Origin of the sequence: Streptomyces sp. W1SF4 (assembly GCF_003950035.1) — a bacterium.
Lineage (GTDB): Bacteria > Actinomycetota > Actinomycetes > Streptomycetales > Streptomycetaceae > Streptomyces > Streptomyces racemochromogenes.
In genome coordinates, this window is record NZ_CP034350.1 from 6,176,987 (window position 1) to 6,201,903 (window position 24,917).

Annotated in this window: 20 protein-coding genes and 2 pseudogenes; 10 read left to right on the plus strand and 12 right to left on the minus strand. The window is 72.7% G+C overall.

Features of this window, described 5'->3' with window-relative positions; all coding sequences use genetic code 11:
* Positions 1–41 precede the first annotated feature (41 nt).
* On the plus strand, positions 42–1,055 hold the full coding sequence (locus D1J60_RS28780) for a TIGR03842 family LLM class F420-dependent oxidoreductase (RefSeq protein ID WP_125823065.1): 1,014 nt from the start codon (positions 42–44) through the stop codon (positions 1,053–1,055).
* 201 nt (positions 1,056–1,256) lie between these two features.
* On the opposite strand, the gene D1J60_RS28785 is transcribed toward D1J60_RS28780, so the two are convergent.
* The 3 genes from D1J60_RS28785 to D1J60_RS28795 all read right to left on the minus strand — a co-directional run bounded on the left by D1J60_RS28785 (position 1,257) and on the right by D1J60_RS28795 (position 2,966).
* Positions 1,257–1,496 carry a hypothetical protein gene (locus D1J60_RS28785; RefSeq protein ID WP_241253424.1) on the minus strand — a complete coding sequence of 80 codons (240 nt, stop codon included), beginning with the start codon at positions 1,494–1,496 and terminating at the stop codon, positions 1,257–1,259.
* A 26-nt stretch (positions 1,497–1,522) separates the two neighbouring features.
* On the minus strand, positions 1,523–1,735 hold the full coding sequence (locus tag D1J60_RS28790; protein WP_125823067.1) for a hypothetical protein: 213 nt from the start codon (positions 1,733–1,735) through the stop codon (positions 1,523–1,525).
* A gap of 193 nt (positions 1,736–1,928) precedes the next feature.
* Positions 1,929–2,966, minus strand: coding sequence for a saccharopine dehydrogenase NADP-binding domain-containing protein (locus D1J60_RS28795; protein WP_206436588.1), 1,038 nt, complete (start codon positions 2,964–2,966; stop codon positions 1,929–1,931).
* A gap of 128 nt (positions 2,967–3,094) precedes the next feature.
* Between D1J60_RS28795 and D1J60_RS28800 the strand changes: the two genes are divergently transcribed.
* From D1J60_RS28800 to D1J60_RS28815, 4 genes are all read left to right on the plus strand, one after another.
* Positions 3,095–4,030: a helix-turn-helix domain-containing protein gene (locus D1J60_RS28800; protein ID WP_125823068.1), complete on the plus strand. Its 936-nt coding sequence runs from the start codon at positions 3,095–3,097 to the stop codon at positions 4,028–4,030.
* A 70-nt stretch (positions 4,031–4,100) separates the two neighbouring features.
* Positions 4,101–5,636 carry a hypothetical protein gene (locus D1J60_RS28805; RefSeq protein WP_125823069.1) on the plus strand — a complete coding sequence of 512 codons (1,536 nt, stop codon included), beginning with the start codon at positions 4,101–4,103 and terminating at the stop codon, positions 5,634–5,636.
* A gap of 58 nt (positions 5,637–5,694) precedes the next feature.
* Complete coding sequence (locus tag D1J60_RS28810) at positions 5,695–8,718, plus strand: AAA family ATPase (protein WP_125823070.1); 3,024 nt, start codon at positions 5,695–5,697, stop codon at positions 8,716–8,718.
* 177 nt (positions 8,719–8,895) lie between these two features.
* Positions 8,896–9,912, plus strand: coding sequence for an alpha/beta hydrolase-fold protein (locus D1J60_RS28815; RefSeq protein ID WP_241253425.1), 1,017 nt, complete (start codon positions 8,896–8,898; stop codon positions 9,910–9,912).
* 13 nt (positions 9,913–9,925) lie between these two features.
* On the opposite strand, the pseudogene D1J60_RS28820 reads toward D1J60_RS28815, so the two are convergent.
* The 3 genes and pseudogenes from D1J60_RS28820 to D1J60_RS28835 all read right to left on the minus strand — a co-directional run.
* Positions 9,926–10,213, minus strand: a pseudogene (locus D1J60_RS28820) (potassium-transporting ATPase subunit C); the annotation flags it as partial.
* 200 nt (positions 10,214–10,413) lie between these two features.
* Complete coding sequence (lysA, locus tag D1J60_RS28830) at positions 10,414–11,745, minus strand: diaminopimelate decarboxylase (protein ID WP_125823071.1); 1,332 nt, start codon at positions 11,743–11,745, stop codon at positions 10,414–10,416.
* Positions 11,746–11,759: 14 nt separating this feature from the next.
* A complete protein-coding gene (locus D1J60_RS28835; protein ID WP_125603760.1) occupies positions 11,760–12,128 on the minus strand; it encodes an SAV_915 family protein in 369 nt (122 codons plus the stop codon).
* A gap of 244 nt (positions 12,129–12,372) precedes the next feature.
* On the opposite strand from D1J60_RS28835, the gene D1J60_RS28840 reads away from it, so the two are divergent.
* Complete coding sequence (locus D1J60_RS28840) at positions 12,373–13,833, plus strand: glycosyltransferase (RefSeq protein WP_125823072.1); 1,461 nt, start codon at positions 12,373–12,375, stop codon at positions 13,831–13,833.
* Here D1J60_RS28840 and D1J60_RS28845 read toward each other — a convergent pair.
* From D1J60_RS28845 to D1J60_RS28855, 3 genes are all read right to left on the minus strand, one after another.
* The gene (locus tag D1J60_RS28845; RefSeq protein ID WP_125605208.1) at positions 13,826–15,400 is read right to left on the minus strand and encodes a M4 family metallopeptidase; all 1,575 of its coding nucleotides are present in this window, start codon (positions 15,398–15,400) and stop codon (positions 13,826–13,828) included. The genes D1J60_RS28840 and D1J60_RS28845 overlap by 8 nt on opposite strands.
* A 205-nt stretch (positions 15,401–15,605) precedes the next feature.
* The gene (locus D1J60_RS28850; RefSeq protein WP_241253426.1) at positions 15,606–16,661 is read right to left on the minus strand and encodes a M4 family metallopeptidase; all 1,056 of its coding nucleotides are present in this window, start codon (positions 16,659–16,661) and stop codon (positions 15,606–15,608) included.
* Positions 16,662–16,927: 266 nt separating this feature from the next.
* The gene (locus tag D1J60_RS28855; protein WP_241253427.1) at positions 16,928–18,001 is read right to left on the minus strand and encodes a trypsin-like peptidase domain-containing protein; all 1,074 of its coding nucleotides are present in this window, start codon (positions 17,999–18,001) and stop codon (positions 16,928–16,930) included.
* Between the two features lie 128 nt (positions 18,002–18,129).
* On the opposite strand from D1J60_RS28855, the gene D1J60_RS28860 reads away from it, so the two are divergent.
* The 3 genes from D1J60_RS28860 to D1J60_RS28870 all read left to right on the plus strand — a co-directional run bounded on the left by D1J60_RS28860 (position 18,130) and on the right by D1J60_RS28870 (position 20,965).
* Complete coding sequence (locus tag D1J60_RS28860) at positions 18,130–18,954, plus strand: inositol monophosphatase family protein (RefSeq protein ID WP_125823075.1); 825 nt, start codon at positions 18,130–18,132, stop codon at positions 18,952–18,954.
* A 77-nt stretch (positions 18,955–19,031) separates the two neighbouring features.
* Positions 19,032–20,450: an NAD(P)/FAD-dependent oxidoreductase gene (locus D1J60_RS28865; protein WP_125823076.1), complete on the plus strand. Its 1,419-nt coding sequence runs from the start codon at positions 19,032–19,034 to the stop codon at positions 20,448–20,450.
* A complete protein-coding gene (locus D1J60_RS28870) occupies positions 20,450–20,965 on the plus strand; it encodes an O-acetyl-ADP-ribose deacetylase (protein WP_206436589.1) in 516 nt (171 codons plus the stop codon). Before D1J60_RS28865 ends, D1J60_RS28870 begins: the two co-directional genes overlap by 1 nt.
* A gap of 234 nt (positions 20,966–21,199) precedes the next feature.
* On the opposite strand, the pseudogene D1J60_RS28875 reads toward D1J60_RS28870, so the two are convergent.
* From D1J60_RS28875 to D1J60_RS28885, 3 genes and pseudogenes are all read right to left on the minus strand, one after another.
* Positions 21,200–22,032, minus strand: a pseudogene (locus tag D1J60_RS28875) (IS5 family transposase).
* Between the two features lie 40 nt (positions 22,033–22,072).
* The gene (locus D1J60_RS28880) at positions 22,073–22,618 is read right to left on the minus strand and encodes a tetratricopeptide repeat protein (protein ID WP_125823077.1); all 546 of its coding nucleotides are present in this window, start codon (positions 22,616–22,618) and stop codon (positions 22,073–22,075) included.
* A complete protein-coding gene (locus D1J60_RS28885) occupies positions 22,615–23,742 on the minus strand; it encodes an NlpC/P60 family protein (RefSeq protein WP_241253428.1) in 1,128 nt (375 codons plus the stop codon). Before D1J60_RS28885 ends, D1J60_RS28880 begins: the two co-directional genes overlap by 4 nt.
* A gap of 310 nt (positions 23,743–24,052) precedes the next feature.
* Between D1J60_RS28885 and D1J60_RS38735 the strand changes: the two genes are divergently transcribed.
* On the plus strand, positions 24,053–24,910 hold the full coding sequence (locus D1J60_RS38735; protein WP_206436590.1) for a hypothetical protein: 858 nt from the start codon (positions 24,053–24,055) through the stop codon (positions 24,908–24,910).
* The last annotated feature ends 7 nt before the right edge of the window (positions 24,911–24,917 follow it).

Sequence of the window (24,917 nt, forward strand, 5' to 3'; positions counted from 1 at the left end):
CGCAAGCCCGCAAGCCCGCACGCAGCAGCAAGGAGCCATGCATGGACTTCGGCCTCGTCCTGCAGACCGATCCGCCGGCCTCCCAGGTCGTCAGCCTCATGAAGCGTGCCGAGCGCAACGGCTTCCGCTACGGCTGGACCTTCGACTCGGCGGTCCTCTGGCAGGAACCGTTCGTCATCTACAGCCAGATCCTCGCCAACACGCAGAAGCTCCACGTCGGCCCGATGGTCACCAACCCGGGCACCCGCACCTGGGAGGTCACCGCCTCCACCTTCGCCACCCTCAACGACATGTACGGCAACCGCACCGTCTGCGGCATCGGCCGCGGCGACTCGGCGATGCGCGTCGCCGGCCGCGCCCCCAACACCCTGGCCCGCCTCGGCGAGGCGATCGAGGTCATCCGCGACCTCGCGGAGGGCCGCGAGGCGGTCGTGGACGGCAACCCGATCCGCATCCCCTGGATCAAGGACGGGAAGCTCCCCGTCTGGATGGCCGCGTACGGCCCGAAGGCCCTGGCCCTGACGGGCCAGAAGGCCGACGGCTTCATCCTCCAGCTCGCCGACCCGTTCCTCACGGAGTGGATGGTCAAGGCGGTCCGCGACGCCGCCACCGAGGCGGGCCGCGACCCGGCGTCGGTCACCATCTGCGTCGCCGCCCCGGCGTACGTCACGGCCGACGACTCGCCGGCCGCCCTGGCCCACGCCCGCGACCAGTGCCGCTGGTTCGGCGGCATGGTCGGCAACCACGTCGCCGACCTGGTCTCCCGCTACGGGGAGCACTCGGGCATGGTCCCGGACGAACTCACCGAGTACATCAAGGCCCGCCAGGGCTACGACTACAGCCACCACGGCCGCGCCGGAAACCCCTCCACCGACTTCGTCCCGGACGAGATCGTCGACCGCTTCTGCCTCCTGGGCCCGGCGGAGGCCCACATCGAGAAGCTCCGCGCCCTGCGCGACCTGGGCGTGGACCAGTTCGCCGTCTACGACATGCACGACGCCCGGGAAGCAACCATCGACACGTACGGCTCCGACATCATCCCGCTGTTCCGCTGACGCCCGCAGAGCGGGGCCGATCCTGGAGTCGGCCCTCTCAGCTCCCACGGCGGACGAGGCTCTCGCGCATACCGGCAACGGATACGAGGACCAGGTGGCCCACGGGCGCGGGCCCACTTCAGATTCTTGACTTGGCGTGCATTTCCTCGATCCACGCGCCCAGATTCTCGGTGTCCCACTGTTCGGGCCAAAGCCCACGGATCAGGTATCCCCCCGCAGGCTTCGCGCGATGTCGATGTCGTCCCCCAGCGCGCTGAAGCGGGGATAGGGTTCGCGGCCGGCGTCCAGGACACAGACATGGAGCCTGTCGCCCGCCCGCGGTGGTGCCACGCTCGCGTCCCACCACGACGGGTGTTTGACCTGGTCGACGAAGCCAAAGACGCCGTCTTCGCCGTCCACTTCGACCTTCACGCCTACGGGCGCGACCCCGACGACGGTCACGTCGAGCTCCTGGTGGTCACGGAATCTCAATTCGGCCCTCCAAAGATGTTGATCCAGCTGCGCCGCTGCGTCAGTTCGTTGAACCGGTCGAGCATTTCGACGGGTATCTCGAACTCCAGTCGTACGGCGCCGCCCGGCCCGTTCCTGTCGTGGATCTTCACGCGGTCGGCGAACTCCTCAAGGAACTTCGGATGCATTTTGCCCGGCCGATACGCGGCAATCTCTGCCGTCAGTTCCATGCTCTGAGTCCCCCATCAGGCGGTGTTCAGCGGAACGGAGCACAGTACCTTGATCGCTGACTCGGGCGTTGGCCAGAAGGCGGTAACCGGACTCGGACAGCTGTGACTGGTGGGGGTCGCCACCTCGTTCGGGACGGGGCGAGGAGGTCGTGGAGCCCGGCGTGTGCTTGTGGGATGCCGGAGGCGGGTGCGGTCAGGCGTTTTGTGGGTGGAGGGCCAGCGTGATGTGCGGGGCGAGCGTGCGGAGGAAGTCCTGGGCGTCGAAGATCTCGCCGGCCGAGGCGACCCCGGTGGTCTTGGTGCGGCCGGTCAGCACGCGGTCGAGGGCCTCGACGACCAGGGGCGCGGTAACGGCGTAGATGTCCTGCCCGCCGGCCGTGGCCCGGCGTTCGACTCCGCCCGAACGTACGACGGCGTCGACGAGGAAGGTCTGGTCCGAGCGCCCGCTGCGGTCGGCGGCGGTCGGGGCCGGTGTATGGGGTGCGGCGATGTCACGGACCGCCTCGACGGTCATGTAGGTGGTCACGTCGGGGATGGACAGGTGCTGGGGAACGGTGACGACGTCCGCCATCGTGAACTCCCCGATCACCTCCCGGGCCCCCATCGGTTCCGGGAAGGTCCACCGAAGCGTGGGCGCGGCGTCGGTGCGCCGCTCCCACTGTCCGCCGCTGTAGCGCAGGCGGACGTCGCCGCGGCGCTCGCGGGAGACGGCACCGGACAGGCGGGTGCCGGCGGTGGGGTGCCAGCTGCTGAGCGCGTAGGCGATGTGGGCCTCGTCGGCCTCCGTCCAGTCGCCCATGGCCGCGGTGGCCAGCAGGTCGCCCAGACCGCCGAAGAAGGCCATGGCCGGGACGATCACCGCTCCCGCTTCCCGGGCCCGGTCCCGGTAGTGGGCGAAGGTGTCGAGGTTGGCCTCGAGCTCGGCGGCCACGTCCAGATACGGGATCTCCGCACGGAGCGCGGCCTCGATCACGGGGCCGGTGGTCGTCGCGAAGGGCCCGGCGCAGTTGATGACCGCCACCGTTCCCGCGAGGGCCCGCTCCAGCGAAGCGGCATCTTCCGCGGAGGCCACCCGGGCCTCAAGGCCGAACTCGTCTGCCAGCTCCCCCAGGGCCCGCATGCTGCGCCCGGAGGGCACCGGAACGAACCCGCGCGCTGCCAGCTCCGCGACCACGAACCGCCCGGTGTGTCCGTACGCGCCGAACACCGCCACCAGCTGACCTGACCCCATGAGGCTGCTCCCCGTGCACTCGAACATCCGCTGCGCCGGCCATCCGGCGCGGTCTGACACCCCCATCCTGTCCCCGCGGCAGCACCCGCACGAGCGTCGGAAACGACATGACGCGTACAGTTTCGGACATGCCCACCGTTGCGCTGGCCGTCACCGACGGCATGCTCCACTACGAACTGTCCGTAGCCCTTGAAGTCTTCGGTGCCGACCTGACCCACATCGTGAGTCCCTGGTACGACTTCCTCCTCTGCGGGAACGGCGCGGCGCACGTCGACCGCTTCCGCCTCGAACCCGACCACGGCCTCGACCACCTCGCGCACGCGGACACGGTGATCGTCCCCGGTTGGGCCGACACGGATCGCGAGCCGCCCGCCGAGCTGGTCGAGGCGGTGCGCGCCGCCCACGCGGCCGGCGCCCGCGTCGCCTCCCTGTGCACGGGCGCCTTCATCCTGGGCGCGGCCGGACTGCTCGACGGAAGACGCGCCACCACACACTGGGCTCACACACGCGAACTGGCCCGGCGCCACCCGAAGGCCACCGTCGATCCGGACGTCCTCTACGTCGACAACGGCGACGTCCTCACCTCCGCGGGCAAGGCCGCCGCCATGGACCTGTGCCTGCACCTGGTCCGCCTCGACCACGGCTCGGCCAACGCCAACAAGATCGCCCGGCGGCTGGTCGTCCCGCCCCACCGTGACGGCGGCCAGGCACAGTTCATCTCCACCCCCCTCCCCGCCCCGGGCAACCACCCTCTGGGAGAACTCTTCCCCTGGGCACTGGAGCGCCTGGACCAACCGCTCACCGTGGAGGACCTGGCCCGCCAGGCCCGCATGAGCTCACGCCACCTCGCCCGTCACTTCAGACACCTCACCGGCACCACGCCCCTGCAGTGGCTCCACGCCCAGCGCATCCGCCACGCCCAGGAGCTCCTGGAAACCACCACCGCCACCGTGGACAGCATCGCCACGGCCACCGGCATGGGCACCGCCACCACCCTGCGCCGCCACTTCCACCGCAGCGTCGGCGTCCCGCCCGACACCTATCGCCGCACCTTCCGGCCCTGAACACCGCTCACGGGCCGATCCGGCGACACGTGGACACGGGTGCCAGGTAAAGGTGGATTAAAATGCGCCGGTGAGTGAGCAGAGAGCGCATGTACGAATAGCGGGCCTCCTCGGCCGGGGGTGGGTCCTCGGGCCGCTGGTCGGGCTGGCCGCGGCCGTGGCGATGGCCGTGCGGATCTTCCACGGAGGTCCGATCGGGATGGCGGACAACGGCGACGGTCCCTCCCGCATGTGCGCCCTCGACACCTCCGTCCACGTCGACAAGGGCTCCTCGTGGTGGTTCGACTTCGCCAATTTCCGGTACGACCGGGCCGAGCCGCAGGCCTGCACCTCCCAGAACACCTATCCCGGCAGCGGCAAGTGGATGCCCGTGCTGGCCCGGCCGCTGAGCCGGCTGCTGGGCTACGAGGGGGCGATCGACCTCCGGGCCCAGGCGCTGCTCTGGTGCGTCCTGGTGGGAGTGGCCTTCGCGGTGTTCGCCGTGGCGCTGCGCGGGCGGCTCCTGGTGCGCCTGCTGGTCTGTGCCGCGCTGTTCCTGGTGGTGGGGGACTCGGTGGTGGCGGGGTACGCCGCCTCGCCGTTCAGTGAGCTGGCCGGGCTGACCGGGCTGCTGTTCGCCGCCGTCGGAGCCCTCCATCTCGGCGGTACGCCCCGGGCGAGGCTCGGCGGGCTGCTGCTCTTCACCGTCGGGGCGGTCACCCTGGTGGGCTCGAAGATGCAGGCGCTCACCATGGCCGTCCCCCTCCTGGCTCTCCTGCTCTGGTCGAGGGTGCCGGTCGGCCGGCTCACCGGCCGGTTCTCCGCCCGGGTGCTGCCCCTCGCGGCCGCGCTGGTCATCGGCGCGGCGGGCACGCACACGCTGCTGTTCCAGATGGAGGCGTTCAAGGAGATCAACCGGACCGAGATGATCTTCGTCGGGATCATGGGCAAGAGCCCGGACCCGGCCAAGGACGCCGTAGAGCTCGGGCTCCCCGCCGACTTCGGGCAGTACGCCGGGCTGAACTGGTGGGGCGAGAAGGCGCCCCAGAAGGACCCCCGCTGGCCCGAGGTCAAGGACCGCATCACCTACGCCAACATCGGCACCTACCTCGCCAAGCACCCGGGCGTCGCGCTCCGGATCGCGGACGGCGGCCTGGACGACTTCGCCGCCTCCCGGCCCGACAACCTCGGCTCGTACCCCGTCGCCGCCGGCGAGCCGGCCGGTACCCAGGAGCACCGGCTGGCCCTCTACACCGGATTCCTGCGGACCCTCGGCGGCGGCTGGGTGCTCGGCCTCCAGTTCGCGTTCCTGGTGGCCGGTGCCTGGTGGCTGCGCCGCAGCGCGGACAATCCGCGCCGCCGCGCGTTCCTGGCGATGATGATCTGCCTCGGCGGGGCGACGCTGACCCAGTTCGTCACCGCCATGTACGGCGAGGCGATCGAGAACACCAAGCACCTGATCTACGGCATCTTCGCGACCGGCCTGGCCTTCGTGCTGACGGCCGCCGCCGCGCTGTGCACCCCCGCCTCCGTGTCGTCCGGCCGGGGGCCGCTCGGGTCGTCGTCCGGCACCCGCCGGACGACGACCCACCGGGCCGGACCGGCTCCTCGGGTGCCCGCCTCCTGACATACGATCAGGAGCGCGGGTCGTCGCCGTGAACGGGGGGCAGATGTTCAGGTTGCTGGTGTCGCAAACGGACCCGAGGGGCCTGCGGACGATCCTTGACGCGCTGGAGGTCCCCAGGCCTGCCGGACCCGTCCTGATCGACGTAGCGCCGGGCCACTACCGGATCGACGCGCTCCGCTGTTGGGGCACGGTCGTCATCGCCGCGCTCGGCGGGCCCGGGTCCGTCGTCATCGACGGGGCCGCCTCGTACAACTTCCAGGTCGAAGGCCATATGACGCTGCGGGGCCTGGTCCTGCGGAACTGGAACGAGACCGGCCGGGCGCTCGCCGTGGTGGGCGGTACGGCCGTAGTGGAAGACTGCGAGTTCCTCGCCAAGTCGGGCAACGCCGTCAGCGCCTGGGGCGGATCCGAACTCTTCCTGCAGCGCAGCACCGTGAGGGAGGGGGCCGTCGTCTACTCCGACGCCGCCGGCCTGATCGAGGGCAGCGAGGTCGTCGGCTCCTCCCGCTGTGGGATCGCGCTGCGCGACGGCAGTCGGGTCAGCGTCCGCAACACCCTGGTACGTGGGGCCGCGGAGCACGGCATCCTCGTGGCCTCGGGAGTGAACGCGCTGATCGAACAGTGCCGGGTCGAGGACGCCGGACAGGCGGGGATCCTGGTCCGGGAGCACGCGCAGACGGCCATCCGGGCCAGCGAGATCCACCGTTCCACCCAATGCGGCCTGGTGGTCCGTGACAGCGGGCAGGCCGATGTCCACGGCCTCCTGGTCGCGGAGCCGGCGATCGACGGCGTGTGGTGCACGAGCTCCGGCACACTGACCGCCGCCCGGATGACCGTCCGGGCCCCGCAGCGCCACGGGGTCTCGGTGGACGAGCAGTCGACCGCCACCCTCACCGACTGGCAGGTAGCGGGGGCCGGCGCGCACGGGATCCTGTCCGGCGACGGGGGCAAGCTGGCCCTGATCAGGGGAATGGTCTCGGAGTCCGACGTCGGGGTGGGCGTCACGGCCGACGGATCCCTGATCATGGACGGAACCCTGGTGGCGCGCAGCGGCCGGGTCGGCCTCGCGGTCGACGCCGGGGCGCGGGTCGTGCTGCAGGGCTGTCGGGTCACCGACACCGACGGCCCGGGCATCATCACCACACGGGGCTCCCACGTCGAGATCCGGAACCTGGTGGCGGAGGGCAACAAAGCCGAAGACCGCCTGGACGTCCCGCCCGTGGAGACGGCCGCGGCGTCGGCACAGGCCCCGCCTCCGGCGGCCGCGGAGCCCGTACGGACCGAGCCCGTACGTACCGAGTCCGTGCATAACGAGCCCGGACGTAACGAGCCCGGACGTGACGAGCCCGTGCCCGCCGAGTCCGTGCGTACCGAGCCCGGCCGGTCGGTGGCGCCCGTGACGGCCGAGGCGGTGGACGGCCTCCTCGCCGAGCTGGACGCCATGGTCGGGCTGCGGGAGGTCAAGGACGAGATCCGCAAGGTGGTCAAGTTCCTGCGGGTCGCCGAACAGCGCCGGGCGGCGGGGCTGCCCGAAGGGCCGGCGATCGGCCGGCACATGGTGTTCTCCGGCTCCCCGGGGACCGGCAAGACCACCGTCGCCCGCGTCTACGGCCGGCTGCTGGCCGCGCTCGGCGTGGTAGCCGGCGGCCATTTCACCGAGGTCTCCCGCGCCGATCTGGTCGGGTCACACCTCGGCGAGACGACCGCCATGACCACCGCGGTCTTCAACAGGGCCCGCGGCGGCGTGCTGTTCATCGACGAGGCCTACAGCCTGTCCCGTCGGTTCGGCTCCGGAACCGACTTCGGGCAGGAGGCGATCGACACCCTCGTCAAGCTGATGGAGGACCACCGGGACGAGGTCGTCGTCGTCTTCGCCGGCTATTCGGCCGAGATGCGTGAGTTCCTGTCCGCCAACCCGGGCCTGCAGTCGCGGATCTCCCGGACCATCGAGTTCGAGGACTACAGCCCGGACGAGCTGGTCGGCATCTTCGAGCGACTGACCGGGCAGTACGGCTTCCTCCTCGCCGAACCCACGCGCGCCGAGCTGGCGGCGCACTTCCGGCGGGCCCGGCGGACCGAGACCTTCGGAAACGGGCGGGAGGCCCGGCGGATCTTCGAGGCCGCCCTCGAACAGCAGGCGCTCAGGCTGGCGGACCTGGAGGACACCCCGGCCCCGGACGAACTGATCCTGCTCCTGCCCGAAGACCTGGACGGAGTCGTCGACCGCGGACTCGGCGCACGGTTCGCGGAGGCCAGGGATGCCGGACAGCTGGACACGATCCTCGGCGAGCTGTCGGCCATGGTCGGGCTGGAGGGCATCAAGGCGGAGATCCGCGACCTGATCGACCTGATCCTCACCACACGGCGACGCCGCGAGGCCGGCCTTCCCGCCGACCCGATGCCGAGCCACCTGATCTTCTCGGGCCCTCCGGGTACGGGCAAGACCACGGTCGCCCGCCTGTACGGTTCCCTGCTCGCCGCCCTCGGCGTCCTGGCACGTGGCCAGGTGGTCGAGGTGTCCCGCAGCGATCTGGTCGGCCAGTTCGTCGGGAGCACCGCCCTCCGGACGGCCGAGCAGTTCGAACGCGCCCGTGGCGGCGTCCTGTTCATCGACGAGGCGTACACCCTGGCCCGCCCGGGCGGAACGGGACACGACTTCGGGCAGGAGGCGATCGACACCCTGGTGAAGCTGATGGAGGACCACCGGGACGAGGTCGTCGTGATCGCCGCCGGCTACACCGACGAGATGAGGGCCTTCCTCGACGTCAACCCCGGCCTCGCCTCGCGGTTCTCGGCCACCATCGCCTTCCCCTCCTACAGTCCGGAGGAGCTGCTCACCATCCTGGCCCACCAGGCGGAGCGCTCCGGCTTCGAGACTCCGGACGCCACGCTACAGGCGGTCCGCGCCCGGATCGCCGCCGACCCCGAGCGGTTCACCCGAGGCAACGCGCGCGAGATCAGGAAGCTCTTCGACGAGGTCAAGAGCGCCCATGCGCGCCGCGTCGCCGCCTTGGAACGCACCGGTCGCGAAGCGACCCTGGACGACCTCCGCGTCCTGCTCCCGGAAGATGCCGCCCGGTAGGGGAGGGCGCGCGGCAGGGGTCATCCGATCATTCGAACAGATCAGGCTAAGATGCCACGGCAGACGCTAGCTGCCCACCGCGGCCCGTGCACGAGGCCGCCGTAGGCGCGGTTCCGTACGGGGCCACCGCCCCTGGTCGGACGGACCGGGCGCGTCATTGCTTGGAGAGTTCCCGCCGTGTTCGGACAGCCTTCCCGTTCCCGTGCCGTCGTGACCGGCGCCGCCGTCGTGGCCCTCGCCGTCGCGCTCGCGGGCTGCGGGACCACCAAGGGTGAGAAGGGTGAGAAGGGGAAGAAGGCCCCGGCGGCCGCGAGCGGTCCCGCCGCCCCGGCCGCCTCGCCCTCGGCCGAGGGCAGGGTGCGGATGCCGGCCGGTCCGCCTCCCGCCATGACCAAGGCCCGCGACACCTCCGCCGGCCCGGTCATGGTGACCAGGCTGGCCGGCCCGAAGTCCGGGGTGACCGGCCAGGTGTGGGTCTGGCTGCCTCCCGAGTACCACGACCCCGCGTACGCCAAGACCGGCTTCCCGGTGCTGACCCTGTTCGCGGGCGGCCAGAGCAACGGCTACAACACCTGGGCCGGCAGCGAGCTGCCGATCCAGGAGGAGGACGTCCGGCTGGCCAAGGCCGGCAAGGCCCATCCGTTCATCATGGTCATGCCGGTGCAGAACTTCAGCGGCGACGAGAAGAAGGCGCTGGACTGCTCGGACATCCCCGGCCAGCCCAAGATGGCGACCTGGATGGCCCAGGACATCCCGGACTGGGTCCGTGCCAACTTCCGCACCCTCAAGGGCCGCGACAGCTGGGGCGTCATGGGTGCCTCCACGGGCGGGTTCTGCAGCGCCAAACTCGCGCTCCAGTACCCGGACGTCTACCGGGCCGCGGTGCCGATCGACGGCTACTTCGCCCCCGACTCCCGCCTGTGGCAGGGCCACGAAGCGGAGAAGGCGGCCAACAGCCCCGACCAGCTGGTCGCGCAGGGCAAGGCCGACGTGAAGATGCTGGTCACGGCCGGCGGCGCCGACGGGTACGAGAAGGGCGTGGTCAGGAGCTGGATGGCCAAGGCGGTTCCGCCGGTCGCCATCGAGTACTACGAGCAGCCCGGCGGCAAGCACCTGACCTCGGACTTCAAGAAGATGATCCCGGACGCCCTGCAGTGGTTCACCAAGAACCTGGAGGGCCCCGCCCACGACTGACCCGGCACCCGGGTCATCGGTGCGCGGCCGCCCTGAGCGCGGTGTTGAGCTCCAGGACGTTGACGCGGGGCTCGCCCAGGAAGCCGAGCTGCCGCCCCTCGGTGTGGTCCTCGACCAGCTTCTCGACCCGCTCGACGGGCAGTCCGTTCCTCTCGGCCACCCGGTGGACCTGGATGCGCGCGTACTGCGGGGAGATGTGCGGGTCCAGGCCGGAGCCGGAGGAGGTGACCGCGTCGGCCGGCACGTCCCCGGGCCTGACCTCGTACGTGGCCGTGGAGTTGTCGGCGACGACGGCGGCCTTGACGACGTCACGTCCGGGACGAGACCGGCCAGCGCCCGCACATCTGCTTCGAGTGGACCGAGGGCAACCCCCTGGCCAACTTCCTGCGGTTCTTCCTCTTCGGGCAGGGCGAGGTCGCCCCCGTCACCCGCGAGGTCATCCGTGAGGCCGAACCGGACCGGGCCCGCCGCCCGCACGTGCACGCCGGCTGACGACGGACCCTAGTCGCCGACGTCCCGCCGGCGCAGGTCCTCGGAGGTCTCCCGGCGGACCAGGAGCCGGGCGGTGCCCCCGTGCACGGCGACCACCGGCGGCCGGCCCACCATGTTGTAGCCGGACGCCATGGAGAGGTGGTACGCCCCCGCCACCGGCACGGCGATCAGGTCCCCGGGCCGGACGTCCCCGGGCAGCTCCACCCCGGCGGCGAGCACGTCACCGGCCTCGCAGTGCCGGCCGACGACCGTCGCCGCGCGGGGAGCGGCCGCCGTGGCCCGGCCGATCAGCCGGGGCGCGTACCGGACCCCGTACAGGGCGGGCCGGGGGTTGTCGCTCATGCCCCCGTCGACGGCGACGAACAGCGTGTCCCCGGTGCGCTTGACGGCCAGCACCCGGTACACGGCCACCCCGGCCGGCCCCACGACCGCCCGGCCCGGCTCGACCGCCAGCCGCGGCACCGGCAACCCCGCGGCGGCGCAGCCCTCGGCCAGCCCGTCCCGCAGCGCCCGGGCGAGCGCGGCCACGTCCAGGACCGGCTCGCCCGGCCGGTAGGCGATGCCGTGGCCACCGCCCAGGTCGAGCTCGGGCAGGACCGTCCCGTGCGCGTCGCGGACGCCGGCCATCAGGGCGATCATCCGGCGCAGCGCCGTGAGGTAGGGCTCCGTCTCGGTGATCTGGGAGCCGATGTGGCAGTGCAGCCCGGTGAGTTCCAGCCGCGGCTGGTCCAGGACGCGGGCCACGGCGCGCGCCGCGGACCCGTCCGTGGCGGACAGCCCGAACTTCTGCCCGTCCGTGCCCGTCCGGATCTTCTCGTGGCCGCCGGCCGAGACGCCCGGGACCACCCGCACCATCACCTTCTGGCGGCCGCCCGGCCCGACGGCGGCGGCGATGCGGGCGATCTCCGACGGGCCGTCGATCACGATCCGCCCGACCCCCAGGCGCAGCGCCGTGCCCAGGTCGCGCGGCGACTTCGCGTTGCCGTGCAGCACGATCCGCTCGGGCGGGAACCCCGCCGTGATGGCCAGCTCCAGCTCTCCCGCCGAGCAGACGTCCAGGCCCAGCCCCTCCTCGTGGACCCAGCGCACCATCGCGCGGGAGAGGAACGCCTTGGCCGCGTAGAAGACCTCGGCCTCGGGGAACGCCTCCCGGTACGCCCGGCAGCGCCCGCGCACCTCCCCCTCGTCCAGGACGTACACCGGGGTCCCGAACCGCTCCGCCACCTCGGCGAGCTCCACCCCGGCGACCGTCAGAGCGCCGTGCGCCGGCCGGTCGGTGGACGCCGGCCAGACGCCGAGGTCGTCCGTCCCGGACGCCGGCGCCACCACCTGTGTGGTCATCGTCCCGCCCCCGCTCAGGCGGCCGGGGCCGAGGAGGCGCGCGGCGCGGCCGGCGCGGTCCGGGCACCGCAGGAGGCGTCCGTCGCCGCGCCGGACACCGCCGGAGCGGTCAGCGTCGGGTCGACGGTCAGCAGCCCCACCCCCAGCGGCTCGGCCAGCGCCCTCAGCGCGGGCCCGGAGAGCCGGATCCACGGCTGCTCCGCACCCAGCGTGGCGGCCAGCAGCTCAGGGCCGGTGAACCCGACCGCGGTGCGCGCACCCAGCGGGGTCCGGAACATGCGCACCACCACCCGCGCCGTTCCCGGCCGGACGGGGACGTAGAGGAGTCCGGCCGGGACGCGTTCCTCGGGCTCGGGGTCGTCGTCGTACTGGAACAGGCACATGGGGCTCTCCTCAGGAACCGTGGACGGAGTCCGGGCCCCGGGCGCGGGGAGGCGTCCGGGGCGCCACCCGAGAACCATCCCCGTACCGGCGCCCGCGCGACCCGCCCCTGACGGGACCCTGACGGCGACCGGCCCGGTCCATACGCGGCGCTGACGCCCGCCGCCGGGACCCCGGCCCCCCGCCCCCGGCCGGTACGGACGATCATCGAAGCGGCACGCGGAGGCGGACGAGGGGAGGGGCGGCATGGCGGAGACCGTCGGCACGGACGTGGCCGGGGAACTGGCACGGGCCGGAGCCGAGGAACGGGACCGGATCCTGGAGCGACGCGCGGCGGCGGTGGCCGACCTCATGGCCGACGGGTTCGGCCGCACGCACCCGGAGTTCGCGGCGAAGTCCGGCTTCGCCCGCTGGCAGCTCGCGGCCCTGGCCGTCGTCGCCACCGCCGCCACGGCCGGGCTGGCGGCCGCCCCCATGGCCGTACTCGCTCTGCTCAGCGCGGTGGTGACGGCCTACAGCCTGCTGCACGCGGTGGTCATGCGGGCCGGCCTGGGGCGCGGCCGCACCCGCGCGGTGGCGGACGACGCGCCGCTGCCGGACGCGGAACTGCCGTTCTACACGGTGCTGGTGCCCGCCTACCGGGAGGCCGGGGTGATCGGCGGCCTAGTCCGGCACCTGGCCGCCCTGGACTACCCGCCGGACCGGCTGGAGGTGCTGGTCCTGGTGGAACGCCACGACCCCGCGACCGCCCGGGCCGTGCTGGCCGCCGGTCCGCCGCCGTTCGTCCGCCTCGTCCGCCTTCCGCCGGGCCCGCCGCAGACCAAGCCGCGCTCGGTGAACCTGGGCCTGCTGCTGGCCCGCGGTGAACTCCTGGTGGTCTTCGACGCCGAGGACCGGCCCGACCCCGGCCAACTGCGCCGCGTCGCGGCCCGGTTCGCCGCCCGCGGCGCGGAACTGGCCTGCGTGCAGGCGCAGCTGCTCTTCCACAACGCCGCGGACAACTGGCTGACCCGGCAGTTCGCCATGGAGTACGCCCTGCGCTTCACCCTGGCACTGCCCGGCCTGGTACGGCTGGGGATGCCGGTCCCGCTCGGCGGGACCAGCAACCACTTCCGCACCGCCACCCTGCGCGCCGTCGGCGGCTGGGACGCCTGGAACGTCACCGAGGACGCCGACCTCGGCATGCGCTGCGCCGCCCTGGGCCACCGCACCGAGACCATCGGTTCGGTCACCTGGGAGGAGGCCCTCGGCGCCGTCCGCCCCTACGTCCGCCAGCGCACCCGCTGGTTCAAGGGGTTCCTGCTGACGGCGGTGGTGCACACCCGCCGCCCCCGCCGGACCGTGCGCCGGTTCGGCGCCCGGGGGCTGCTCACCCTGCTCGGCGTCGTCGCGGGCGCCGCGGTGACCTCGTTCGTCCAGCCGCTGCTGGCCGCCCTGACCCTGATCGGCCTCTGCGGCCTGTCCTGGTCGCCCGTCGGAGCGGGCCTGCTGCTGCCGTCCGTGGCCGCGCAGGCCGTGGCGGTCCTGGCCTGGACCGCCATCACCTTCACCGCGGCGAGGCGCGCGGGCCTCGGTGCTCCGTGGCACGCGCTCCTCGCCCCGCTCTGCTCGGTGTTGTGGTGGTTCGCGGCCTGGCGGGCGGTGCACCAGCTGGTCTTCTCCCGGTTCAGCTGGGAGAAGACACCGCACGGGACCGGGATCAGTTGACGTTGACGGCCTTCCAGGCGGCCGCCACCTGCTGGTACTCGGTGCCGGAGGCCCCGTACAGGTCGGCCGTCGCCTTCAGGGTCGCGGTGCGCGCCCCCGCGTAGTCGGTCGTGGAGGTCATGTAGGTGGAGAGCGCCTTGTACCAGATCTTGTACGCCTTGGTGCGGCCGATCCCGGTGACGGTGGAGCCGTCGTAGGTCGGGGAGTCGTAGGACACCCCGTTGACCGTCTTGGCGCCGCTGCCCTCGGAGAGCAGGTAGAAGAAGTGGTTGGCGACGCCGGAGGAGTTGTGGACGTCGAGCCGGCCCACGGTCTTCGACCAGTAGTCGGCGGAGGCGCCGTCCTTGCTCGGCTTGTCCATGTAGCGCAGCGGGGTGCCGTTGCCGCGGATGTCGATCTTCTCGCCGATGAGGTAGTCGCCGGGGTCGGCGGCGTTGTTGGCGAAGAACTCCACCGAGGTGCCGAGGATGTCGCTGGTGGCCTCGTTGAGGCCGCCCGACTCGCGGCTGTAGTTCAGCTTGGCGGTGGCGGCGGTCAGGCCGTGGCTCATCTCGTGTCCGGCGACGTCCAGGGAGGTGAGCGGCTTCTTGTTGTTCGCGCCGTCCCCGTAGGTCATGCAGAAGCAGCTGTCGGACCAGAACGCGTTGACGTAGGCGTTGCCGTAGTGGACGCGGGAGTACGCGGCCTTGCCGTCGCCGGCGATGCCGTTGCGGCCGAGCTCGCTCTTGTAGAAGTCCCAGGTGACGGCCGCGCCGTAGTGGGCGTCGACGGCGGCGGTCTGGCGGTTGGCCGGGGTGCCGTCGCCCCACGCGTCGTCGGCGTCGGTGAAGAGGGTGCCGGTCGCGGTGGAGGTGGCGCCGCCCAGGTCGTAGGTCTTGTGGCCGCCGCGCCCGCCGTCGGTCAGGCTGTACGCCGACCCGCTCTGCGTGGTGGCGAGGGGCACGGTGCCGGAGTAGCCGCTGGTGCCGGTCCCGGTGTCGATGGCCTCGTACGCGTACAGCTCGGCGCCCGTCGCGGCGTCGGTGATGACGTGGCGCTCGCTGGGGGTGCCGTCGGGCTGGGTGCCGGTGACGACGGCCTCGTAGGCGAAGACCGGGTTGCCGGTGGCGGCCCACACCACCTGCCGGGCGCCGGCCGGGGCGGGCTTCAGGCCGCGGGCGGCGGCCGGGGCGATCCGGGCCTCGGTGCCCTTGGTGGTCTTGCGGCTGCCGTCCTTCTTCTGGTGGACGATCAGATCGCCGCCGAGGACGGGGACTCCGGCGTAGGTGCGCTCGTAGCGGGTGTGCACGGTGCCGTCGGCGTCCTTGACCACGTCCCGTGCGACGAGGCGCTCCTCGTCGGACAGGCCGATGGCGCGGGCGGTGCCGGCGGCCTCGCCCTGGGCGGCGGATATCGCCTGCGTGCGGGCGGCGGAGGACAGCGTCAGGGCGGTGGCGCCGGCCTCGCGTTCGGCCGCCGCGCTGGCGGCGCCGCTCTGGGCGGCGACGGCGACCATGGCCGCGGAGGCGACCACGGCGGCGGTGCGCAGCATCCGGGTGCGGTTGCGGGAGGTGGGGGTGGAGGACATGGGGTGGGTCACTCGCTCTCCTGGTGTCGTGGGGGACGCCGGGGAGATTGCCAGAGAGCAGACCCTCAATGACAGGTACGCAACAATTATTTGACCTGCTGTTATCCGAAGAGCGGAGATCGTTGTCCGCTGACCGGACGAAACCGGTGCATTCCGGCGCCCGCCCGGGAACGGGCGGGCGCCGGTGGCCTGATCGGGTCCGGGACTACTGGATGCCGGGAATCCGGCGGGACTTGAACGCCGCCGTGACGGCGTCCGCCGCGCTCTGGCCGTACATGCTCCGCGCGGTGTCGACCGTGGCCAGCGCCGCCTCCCGGAAGCCGGTGTCCGGGGCGAAGCGGAACTGGGCGTTCACGATGATGCGGTCGGCGGTCCTGGCGCCGAGGGCGCCGCGGATGTCGAAGAGGGCGCGCGACCAGATCTCGCCGTCGGCGTGGACCTCGCCGACCCTGTCCTCGTAGACCTTGGTCCCGTCGATGCGGCGCAGGCAGTGCGGGGCGGGGCTGTACGGGGTCGAGTCCCAGTCGGCGACGCACGCCCGGTCCGCCGCGCGGGGCCAGCCGTACGCGGCGGCGGCGTGGTCGCCGACCTCCACCGCCAGGTAGTCGCCGAAGGCCTCGCCGATCGCCCCGGCCTCGGGGGAGCTGCCGAAGCCGGGCACCTGCGCGTTGTGCACGGCGTGCCCGTACTCGTGGACGATGACCTCGGCGTCCTCGGCGTCGTCGACACCGCCCTTGCCGAAGCGGATCTCGGCCTTCTTGTCGGTGAAGAAGGAGTTGTCGGCACCCCACTGGTTGATGCGGACCGGCTGGACGCGGTCGTTGGCGCCGGGCAGCTCGCCGCCGAAGCCGAGCCCCTGGAGGTACTCCTGCGCCTCGTTGACCCAGAAGTACGCCATGACCTGCTCGAACTGCTCGTCGGAGCGGTCGTAGCGTGCGGCGCCCGCGACCGACGCCGGCGCCCCGGTCTCCGAGCGCACGGAGGCCCATCTGCCCGAAAGGCCCCCACTGGAGTCGAGGTTGCGCAGCGCCGCGGTGGCGTAGGCCGAGGCGGGTACCGCCGTGGCGGAGTCCTTGGCGTCGGTCAGCGTCTGGTCGCCGGAGGACTGCACGGGGTTGACCATGAAGACGCGGCCCTGGGGGAGGGCGGCTCCCGCGCCGGCGGCCGGCCGGGGAGCGGTGGCCGAAGCGGGGACGGCGAGGCCGAAGAGGGCCACGGCGGCGGTGGCCGTCGCGAGCAGTCCGCGGGGTGTGCGGGGCATGGACATCCTCCTGTGGGGGACGCGGAGTACGCAAGGAAGTGCGGTCGCGTGGTGCGGACGCGATCATTGCCCACCCGCGGTGCCCTTGACCAGGCCCCGGAAGCACCTGCCGTCCCCGCTCCCGCATCCCCGCTCCCGCATCCCCGCTCCCGCACCCCACCGCTCCCGCACCCCACCGCTCCCGCGCCCCCGCAGCAGCGAGGGACCCGGCCGTGCCGGGTCCCTCGGGATCTGCTCGGACGGACGGACGGGCCGCCCGCGGAGCCCTACTGCTTGTCCTTGCCGATGACGAGGTCGGTGCTCCAGCCCTCGCCGGACTTCATCTCCTTGCCGTCGGCGTTGACGGGGGAGTAGACCCCGTCCACGGGTACCGTCTCGCCGGGGGCGGCCGACTGCAGGACGTCGCAGACCTCCGCGAGCGAGGCGACGGAAGTGTCCTTCATCGCGGTGATCACGTCACCGCTGCCCAGCTTGGCCTTGTAGGCGGGGGAGTTGGTCATGGTGTACACGACCATCATGCCGTCGACGTCCTTCAGCGCCTTCTGCGTCTGCGCCACCTTGGCGGCGTCCTCCTCGGCGAAGTAGTCGGCCAGGTTCGGGTTCTTCAGGTCCACCAGCTGCCAGCCGGGGTCGTTCTTCCTGTCGCCGGCGGCCAGCTGGTCGAGCAGCGGCCGGACGTGGTCGCTGCTGATGGCGTAGAACTGCCCCTGCGTCCCTCCCCCTTGGAGGGACAGCGTGTTGATCCCGACCACCTCGGCCTTGCCGTTGAGCAGCGGCCCGCCGGAGTTGCCCGGGTTGATGGTCGCCGAATGCTGGATGGTCGAGGGATAGCGCGGCAGGGTGGCGTCCGGGGCGGAGTCCTTGACGTCCGGGTTCTGCACGGCGCCGGTGGTGAACACCGGCTTCTGCGCGCCCTGCGCCTCGATCGATTCGGGATAGCCGAGGGCGGTGACGTTGTCGGCGAACGCCACGTCCTTGCTGTCGCCGAACTTGGCTTCCTTGAGGTCCGGTTGGGCATGCGAGAAGGTCAGCACGGCGAGGTCCTCGCACGGGTCGATGCCCAGCAGGCGGGCGGGCACGGGCGCCCGGTCCTCGACGGCGACCCGCAGGGAGGGCTCGCCCTGCACCACGTGCGCGTTGGTGACGATGAGCCCCTTGTCCGCGTCGTAGACGACCCCGGTGCCGGCACCGTAGGTCCCGATCACGTGCACCGTGGACGGCGCGGCCCGTTCGTAGATGTCCTTGGGTGACAGGTCGTCGGCGAACGCCACCCCACCGCCGCTGACCGTGAGCACCACCATCGTGGCCACCGCCACGGCACCCCTGGTCCGTCCTCTCATGAGTTCGCCGCCTTTCTCCCGCACGGACGGCCCCTTTCCAGGCTAGACCCGCACCCGGGCGGTGTCCTGCCGGCCGCGGGCCCGCCCGGGCGGTGGGGATCGGCGGGCCGCCGTGATGTGATGGGGGCATGATCGATGAGTTCCTGGCCCAAGGCCTGCCCGAGGTGGAAGAAGCCGTCCGCAAGGCCGCGGCGGTCGAGATCATGCCGCGGTTCCGGCAGCTCGCCGAGCACGAGGTGGACCAGAAGAGCGGCCCGCACGACCTCGTGACCGTCGCCGACCGGAAGGCCGAGGAACACCTCACCGCCTCCCTGACCCGGCTGCTGCCCGGCTCCGTCGTCGTCGGCGAGGAAGCCGTGCACGCCGACCCCAACGTCTACGCGGCACTGCGCGGCGACGCCCCCGTGTGGATCGTCGACCCGGTCGACGGCACCCGGCAGTTCGTCAACGGCGAATCCGGCTTCTGCACCCTGGTGGCGCTCGCCCTGCGCGGCGAGCTCCTCGCCTCCTGGACCTTCGCCCCGGCCCTGGAGGAGATGTCCACCGCCGTGCGCGGGCAGGGCGCGTACGTCAACGGCGTCCGCATCCACAGCGGTTCGCCCGAGCCGGGGGCAAAGCTGCGCGTGGCGACCGCCCACCCCCTGTACACCTCCGAGGAGGACCGGCGCGGCCTCGCCCGGCTCGACGTGCCCGGCATCGCCGCCCGGCCGTGCGGCTCGGCGGGTCTGGAGTACCTGAAGGTGGCGCGCGGCGAGATGGACGCGCTGGCCTTCACCTGGCCCTCTGCCTGGGACCACGCGGCCGGGCTGCTGCTGGTCGCCGAGGCGGGCGGCGCGCAGAGCACCGTCGAGGGCGTCCCCTTCCGCGTGGACCGGGACAACGCCCTCCCGTTCGCCGTCGGCCGCGACGAGGCCACCGCGATCCGCGTCCGCGACCTGCTCCGGGGCGCGTGACCGCGGCAGAGGGCGGGTGTGGACGGGCGGACTAGGCTGGGGCCAGTGGCCGTCGCCGGACGAAGGAGCTGTTGTCAGTGCCGTCGATTCTCGACGCAGTCGTGGTGGGGGCGGGGCCCAACGGTCTGACGGCCGCGGTCGAACTGGCCCGCCGGGGGCACTCGGTGGCCGTCTTCGAGGCCGCCGACGTGATCGGCGGCGGCGCCCGCACCGAGGAGCTGACCCTCCCCGGCTTCCGCCACGATCCCTGCTCCGCGGTGCACCCGCTCGGCGCCGGCTCGCCGGTGTTCAAGACGATGCCGCTGAAGCGGTACGGGCTGGAGTGGCTGCACGCCCCGCTGCCCATGGCGCACCCCTTCGACGACGGCACGGCCGCCGTGCTCTCCCGTTCCGTGGCGGAGACGGCGGCCTCCCTCGGCCCCCGCGACGCGGGCGCGTACCGGCGGCTGGTGGAGCCGTTCCTCGGCCGGTGGGACACCCTCGCCCGGGACTTCATGTCCCTGCCCGGCACCGCCCTGCCCCGCGACCCCGTCACCCTGGCCCGCTTCGGCCTCGCCGGACTCCCGCCCTCCAGCTGGCTGATGCGCCGCTTCCGCGACGACCGCGCCCGCGCCCTGTTCGCCGGGCTCGTCGCGCACGTCATCGCCCCGCTGAACGGGATCGCCACCGGCGCCGTCGGACTGGTCTTCGCGCTCGCCGCGCACGCCGGCGGCTGGCCGATGCCGCGCGGCGGCTCGCAGTCCGTCTCCGACGCCCTCGCCGGCTACCTGACCGACCTCGGCGGGACCGTCCACACCGGCTTCGAGGTCAAGCGGCTCGACGATCTGCCGCCGGCCCGCGCGTACGTCTTCGACACCTCGCCGACCGCGCTGGCCCGGATCGCCCGCCTCGGCCGCGCCTACGACGGCTACCGCTACGGGGCCGCCGCGTTCAAGCTGGACTACGCCCTGGACGGGCCCGTCCCCTGGACCGCCGAGGCCCCCCGTCGGGCCGGCACCGTCCAGATCGGCCCCGGCAGCCGGGACATCGACGCCGCCCTCCAGCTGGCGACGGGCGGCCGCGCCCCCCGCAACCCGTTCCTGATCACCGCCCAGCCCAGCCTGGTCGACCCCGGCCGGGCACCCGAGGGCAAGCACGTCTTCTGGGCGTACGGGCACGTCCCCGCCGGCTGGGACGGCGACCTCACCGACGCCGTCGAACGGCAGCTGGAGCGCTTCGCCCCCGGCTTCCGGGACCTCGTCCTGGCCCGCGCCACGGCCGGCCCGCCGCAGCTCGCCGCCCGCAACCCGAACTACGTCGGCGGGGACATCGCCTGTGGCGCCGCCGCCGGCCTCCAGCTCCTGCTCCGGCCCAAGATCACCCTGTCCCCGTACACCACCGCCCACCCCGCGGTGTTCCTGTGCTCCTCGGCGACCCCGCCGGGCCCGGGCGTCCACGGCATGTCCGGCCACAACGCGGCCAAGGCCGTCTGGCGCCACCTGCGAAAGGCCCACTGATGGTCCGCATCACCCTCGTCCAGGGCGACATCACGGCCGAGAAGGCCGACGCCATCGTCAACGCCGCCAACTCCTCCCTGCTCGGCGGCGGAGGAGTGGACGGCGCCATCCACCGCCGCGGCGGCCCCGAGATCCTCGCCGCCTGCCAGGACCTGCGCCGCTCCCACTACGGCAAGGGCCTCGCGACCGGCCAGGCGGTCGCCACCACGGCCGGCCGGCTGGCCGCCGGGCACGTCATCCACACCGTCGGCCCGGTCTGGTCGCGCGAGGAGGACCGCTCGCACCTGCTCGCGTCCTGCTACCGCGAGTCCCTGCGCGTGGCCGACGAGCTGGGCGCGCGCACGGTCGCCTTCCCGGCGATCTCCACCGGCATCTACGGCTGGCCCATGGACGACGGCGCCCGCATCGCGATCCAGACCGTCCGGTCCGCCCCCACCTCGGTGGAGGAGGTCCGCTTCGTCCTCTTCGACGCCGCCGCCCATACCGCATTCGAGACCGCCCTGGGCGCGGCCTAGGCCGTGTCTTCCGGATCTGGCTCCCCCAGCTACCGCTGGGAGGTGCCCCCAGACCCGCGCCGCCCGGTGCCGCACCTCGCCGCGTTCGCGGTGCACCCGAGTACGTCCAGTACAAGGGCGCCCCGCCAACGCGCCGATGCACGGCACCTGGGGGCCCCTCCCAGCGGTAGCTGGGGGAGACGCGGGCTTGACCGGCAAGATCCGGAAGACACGGCCTAGGGCGTGTCCGCAATGTCAGGTGGGGAGCCATAGTCGCAGGCAGGCGAGGGTGACCAGGGCTTGGTAGTGGCGGGCTCGTTTGTCGTAGCGGGTGGCGAGGGCCTTGTTCTGCTTGAGCCGGTTGAAGCAGCGTTCGACGACGTTGCGGCGCCGGTAGACCTCACGGTCGAGACGGCACAGGCTCTCGCCTCGTCGCAGGCGTCCGCTGATCTGGTCGACGCGTTCGGGGATGGTGCAGGCGATGCCGCGTTTACGCAGGTAGGAGCGGATCTTGCGGGACGAGTAGCCCTTGTCACCGACCACCCGCAGCGGCCGGGTGCGGGGCCGGCCCGGCCCGCACCGTGTGATGCGGATGCGGGCCATGACAGGCTCGAACTGCGTGCAGTCGTTCACGTTCCCGCCGGTGAGCGTGAACGCGAGCGGCCGGCCCTGTCCGTCGCAGGCGAGGTGGATCTTCGTGCTCAGTCCGCCGCGGGACCGGCCGAGTGCCTCACCCGTCCAGGGCCCCCTTTTCGCGCTCCGGCTGCGTGCTGGTGGGCCCGCACGATCGTCGAGTCGACGCAGACGACCGACCAGTCGACCTCGCCGATCGCGTCCGAGTGCTGCTGGACGTGGGCCAGGAGGCGGTCCCAGGTTCCGTCGGCCGACCAGCGGCGGAATCGTTCGTAGACGGTCTTCCACGGCCCGTACCGCTCGGGCAGGTCCCGCCAGGCCGCACCCGTGGACAGCTTCCACAGGATCCCGTTGAGGACCTGCCGCCGGTCCCGCACCGGACGGCCCATCCGGGGCGGAGCCAGCAACGGTCCAATGACATCCCAGGCCTGATCAGTCAGTTCATGACGTCGCACCACGAACGGAGTAACGACTGAACGACATTGCGGACACGGCCTAGGCGCCGGCCGCCAGCTCGGCGCTGCGGCGGCGGGTCCGGCGCGCGGCGCGGGAGTCCGGGCCCTGGGCCTCGGTGAGGGCGGCCAGCAGGGCCGGGGCGGCGTCCTGGGCCCCGGCGGGCGGCAGCGTGCGCCAGAGGCTGTAGGCGCGGCGGGCGGCGGCCTCGGTGTCGGGGGAGTCGGGGCCGTGGAGCCGGGCGCGCAGGCGGAGGGCGTGGAGGTACCACTCCAGCGCTTCGGGCGCGCGGCCGGCCAGATCGGTGAGGTAGCCCCGGACCTCGCGCACCTGGATGGTGTCGAGGCTGACCTCGCCGTGCGCGGCCGTCAGCTGCGCGTCGAGCTCCTCGGCGAGGAGCAGCGCGTCCTCGTGCCGGCCGGCCGCGGAGGCCGCGTGGATCGCGGCGAGGCCGCAGGGGACGGCGGGCGGCGCCTCCGGAGCGGTCTCGGCGCCGGCCCAGAAGGAGGGGCTGACGATGCCCCAGGGGTGGTGGAGTTCGGGCTGGTCCATCGGCGCGTCCCCCGCGGTCGTGAGGTTTCGGGTCACCAGTTCACGACCCTGCGGACGCCGGAGACCTTGGTCATGTAGTTGGTGGAGTGACGCCAGCTGTTGTAGGTGACGATGCGGGTGCGGACCCCGGTGCGCGGCGCCTCCAGGACGAAGCCCTGGTCGGGGTCGGCCCCGCCGATGTACATGCCGACGTGTCCGGGGGAGGCCTCGCTCCCGTCGCTGCCGGGGTTGAACACCAGGTCGCCGGCCTTGGGGTGGTTGAGGTCGACCCGGATCGGCAGGTTGATCTGGTCGAAGGTGACCCGCGGGATGTCGATGCCGGCGGCCTTGTACGCCTGCTGCATGAGGGAGGAGCAGTCGCACCAGTGGTCGGGGTCCTGGCCGTGGGCGTTCGTGCAGTCCCCGCCGAGGTGGTACCAGCCGTCCTTCTGCTTCAGGGCCCAGGACACGGCGGTGCGGACCTGGGGAGGGGTGTCGGAGGGCAGGGAGTACTCGGGGGGTATGTCCACCGGCCCGCCGGGGCTCGCCTCCGTGAACTGGACGGTCTTCTCCATGATCGCCTTCACGTAGTCGTACGTCTGCCCGCCCGCGAAGGACCGGGGCGGTACGCCCCTGAACTCGTCGACCCTGCCCCAGCCCGCGTTGTAGCCGGCGAGGGCCAGCTCGACGGGCGATCCGTTGTAGCCGGGGTGGGCTTTGGCGGTCCGCAGGAGTTTGCACATCATCGAGCCCTGCGAGGGGATCGCGTCCTTGGGGTCCATGACGTCCTTGTCGCCGTCGCCGTCCCCGTCGATCCCTTCGACGGCCCAGGTGTCGGGGATGAACTGGCTGATGCCGTAGGCGATCGGCGCGCCGGTCCGCGGATCCCGGGATATGGCGTCCGGCTTGAAGGTGGACTCGGCCCAGATCTGGGCGGCGAGGACGGCCGGCGGCAGCCCCTGGTCGCAGCGGGCGGCCGCGTCGAGGATGAGCTGGGCGTACTGCGGCGGCACGCCGTCCTTCCCGCCGATCTTGAGGCTGCTCGCCGTGGGCCAGGTGCCCCCGCCGCCGCCGTCGTCCTGGGCGATGACCGCCACGAGCAGCACCATGGCGACGCCCATGGCCACCGGTGTGGCGACGATTCCCCCTGCGGCAGCAAAGATCCACTTCTTCGACGTCACGTGTTTCCCCCCGGTCCCCCGGTCCGCCCGCGCCCCCGGCGGCCAAGCCAGCTATTTGCTCCACCAAAGATGGTTTCGGCCAAGCCTCGAACAGGCGGGTGGGCGGGCCGGGTTCCCTGATGATGCGTGACACTATGCCACTTCGGACAACTGCTCAGGTCCGTGGTGTCTTCTGCTGTTCCGTCAGATCGGGCATGTAGTGTGCGTCCTGGCTTGATCCAGCCATGTTCGAATCATGTTGTTTGCGCAGGCAACTATTTGCTGCGTTTTTCTGGGGGGATTGATGCGGAAACGTCCAGATTTCCTGGGCGTGCTGCCGACCGATGCCCGGCTGACGGTGCCGGTACTGGCACCGACGGGCGGGGCCGGGAGGTCCACGCTCGCGTTCCTGATCGCGTCCGAACTCGCCGCCACGGGCGACACGGTGGTGCTGGACACCGCCCCGCGCCTCGCCTCCCCCTGGCCCGCCTGGAGCAACGCCCCCGGCCGCGGCCTGTCCGCGCTCCCGCCCGGCGAACCCGCCTCGCGGGAGACCGCCCGGGCCGCCTGCGCCGCCATGAGCGGCCCCGCCGGCCCCTGGGACCTCCTGACCGACGGCCGGGACTGGAGCGCCCCGCCCCTCGACCTCCCCCAGGAGCCCGCCGCCTGGTACCAACTGGCCGCACTCGGCGGCTGGCGGGCGGTCGTGGCCGACACGGCGCACCCGGTGACGCACGACCTGCTCACCGCCCGCTGCGCCGGCCTCCCCGGACTGACCCGGGCCTGGCTGGCGCTCCCGTACGCGGTGCCCGTCCTGTGCGCGGCGGCCTCCGCCGAGGGCGTGCAGGCCCTCCAGCAGGCCGTGATGGCCATGGCGGCGGAGAACCTGCCGCTGCACCGGACGGTCGCGGTGCTCGTGGCCACGGGCGACGGGCGGCCGCCGCCCGTCGCGCGGGCCGCCGCCACGATGCTCTCCGGCCGGACGGCCGACGTCGTCCACCTCCCGCACGACGCGAACCTGCGTTCCAGCGGCCTGCGTTCGGGGCGCGTCCATCCCCGCACCCGGCAGGCGGCGGCCCGCGTCGCGGCCGCCGTCCTGGGCGCGGCCCACGAGTCCTGGGGCGCTCCGCTCCCGCCGGCCCCGCAGCCGGCGGTCCTGCGCCCCGTATCCCCTGAAGTTCCTGCCTAAGAGGTAT

What these genes read in the sequence shown, in the direction of transcription:
- D1J60_RS28780 (WP_125823065.1), top strand. Translation starts at nt 42, where the DNA reads ATGGACTTCGGCCTCGTCCTGCAGACCGATCCGCCGGCCTCCCAGGTC.
- D1J60_RS28790 (WP_125823067.1), bottom strand. Translation starts at nt 1,735, where the DNA reads ATGGAACTGACGGCAGAGATTGCCGCGTATCGGCCGGGCAAAATGCAT.
- D1J60_RS28795 (WP_206436588.1), bottom strand. Translation starts at nt 2,966, where the DNA reads ATGGGGTCAGGTCAGCTGGTGGCGGTGTTCGGCGCGTACGGACACACC.
- D1J60_RS28800 (WP_125823068.1), top strand. Translation starts at nt 3,095, where the DNA reads ATGCCCACCGTTGCGCTGGCCGTCACCGACGGCATGCTCCACTACGAA.
- lysA (WP_125823071.1), bottom strand. Translation starts at nt 11,745, where the DNA reads ATGACCACACAGGTGGTGGCGCCGGCGTCCGGGACGGACGACCTCGGC.
- D1J60_RS28835 (WP_125603760.1), bottom strand. Translation starts at nt 12,128, where the DNA reads ATGTGCCTGTTCCAGTACGACGACGACCCCGAGCCCGAGGAACGCGTC.
- D1J60_RS28840 (WP_125823072.1), top strand. Translation starts at nt 12,373, where the DNA reads ATGGCGGAGACCGTCGGCACGGACGTGGCCGGGGAACTGGCACGGGCC.
- D1J60_RS28845 (WP_125605208.1), bottom strand. Translation starts at nt 15,400, where the DNA reads ATGTCCTCCACCCCCACCTCCCGCAACCGCACCCGGATGCTGCGCACC.
- D1J60_RS28850 (WP_241253426.1), bottom strand. Translation starts at nt 16,661, where the DNA reads ATGCCCCGCACACCCCGCGGACTGCTCGCGACGGCCACCGCCGCCGTG.
- D1J60_RS28855 (WP_241253427.1), bottom strand. Translation starts at nt 18,001, where the DNA reads ATGAGAGGACGGACCAGGGGTGCCGTGGCGGTGGCCACGATGGTGGTG.
- D1J60_RS28860 (WP_125823075.1), top strand. Translation starts at nt 18,130, where the DNA reads ATGATCGATGAGTTCCTGGCCCAAGGCCTGCCCGAGGTGGAAGAAGCC.
- D1J60_RS28870 (WP_206436589.1), top strand. Translation starts at nt 20,450, where the DNA reads ATGGTCCGCATCACCCTCGTCCAGGGCGACATCACGGCCGAGAAGGCC.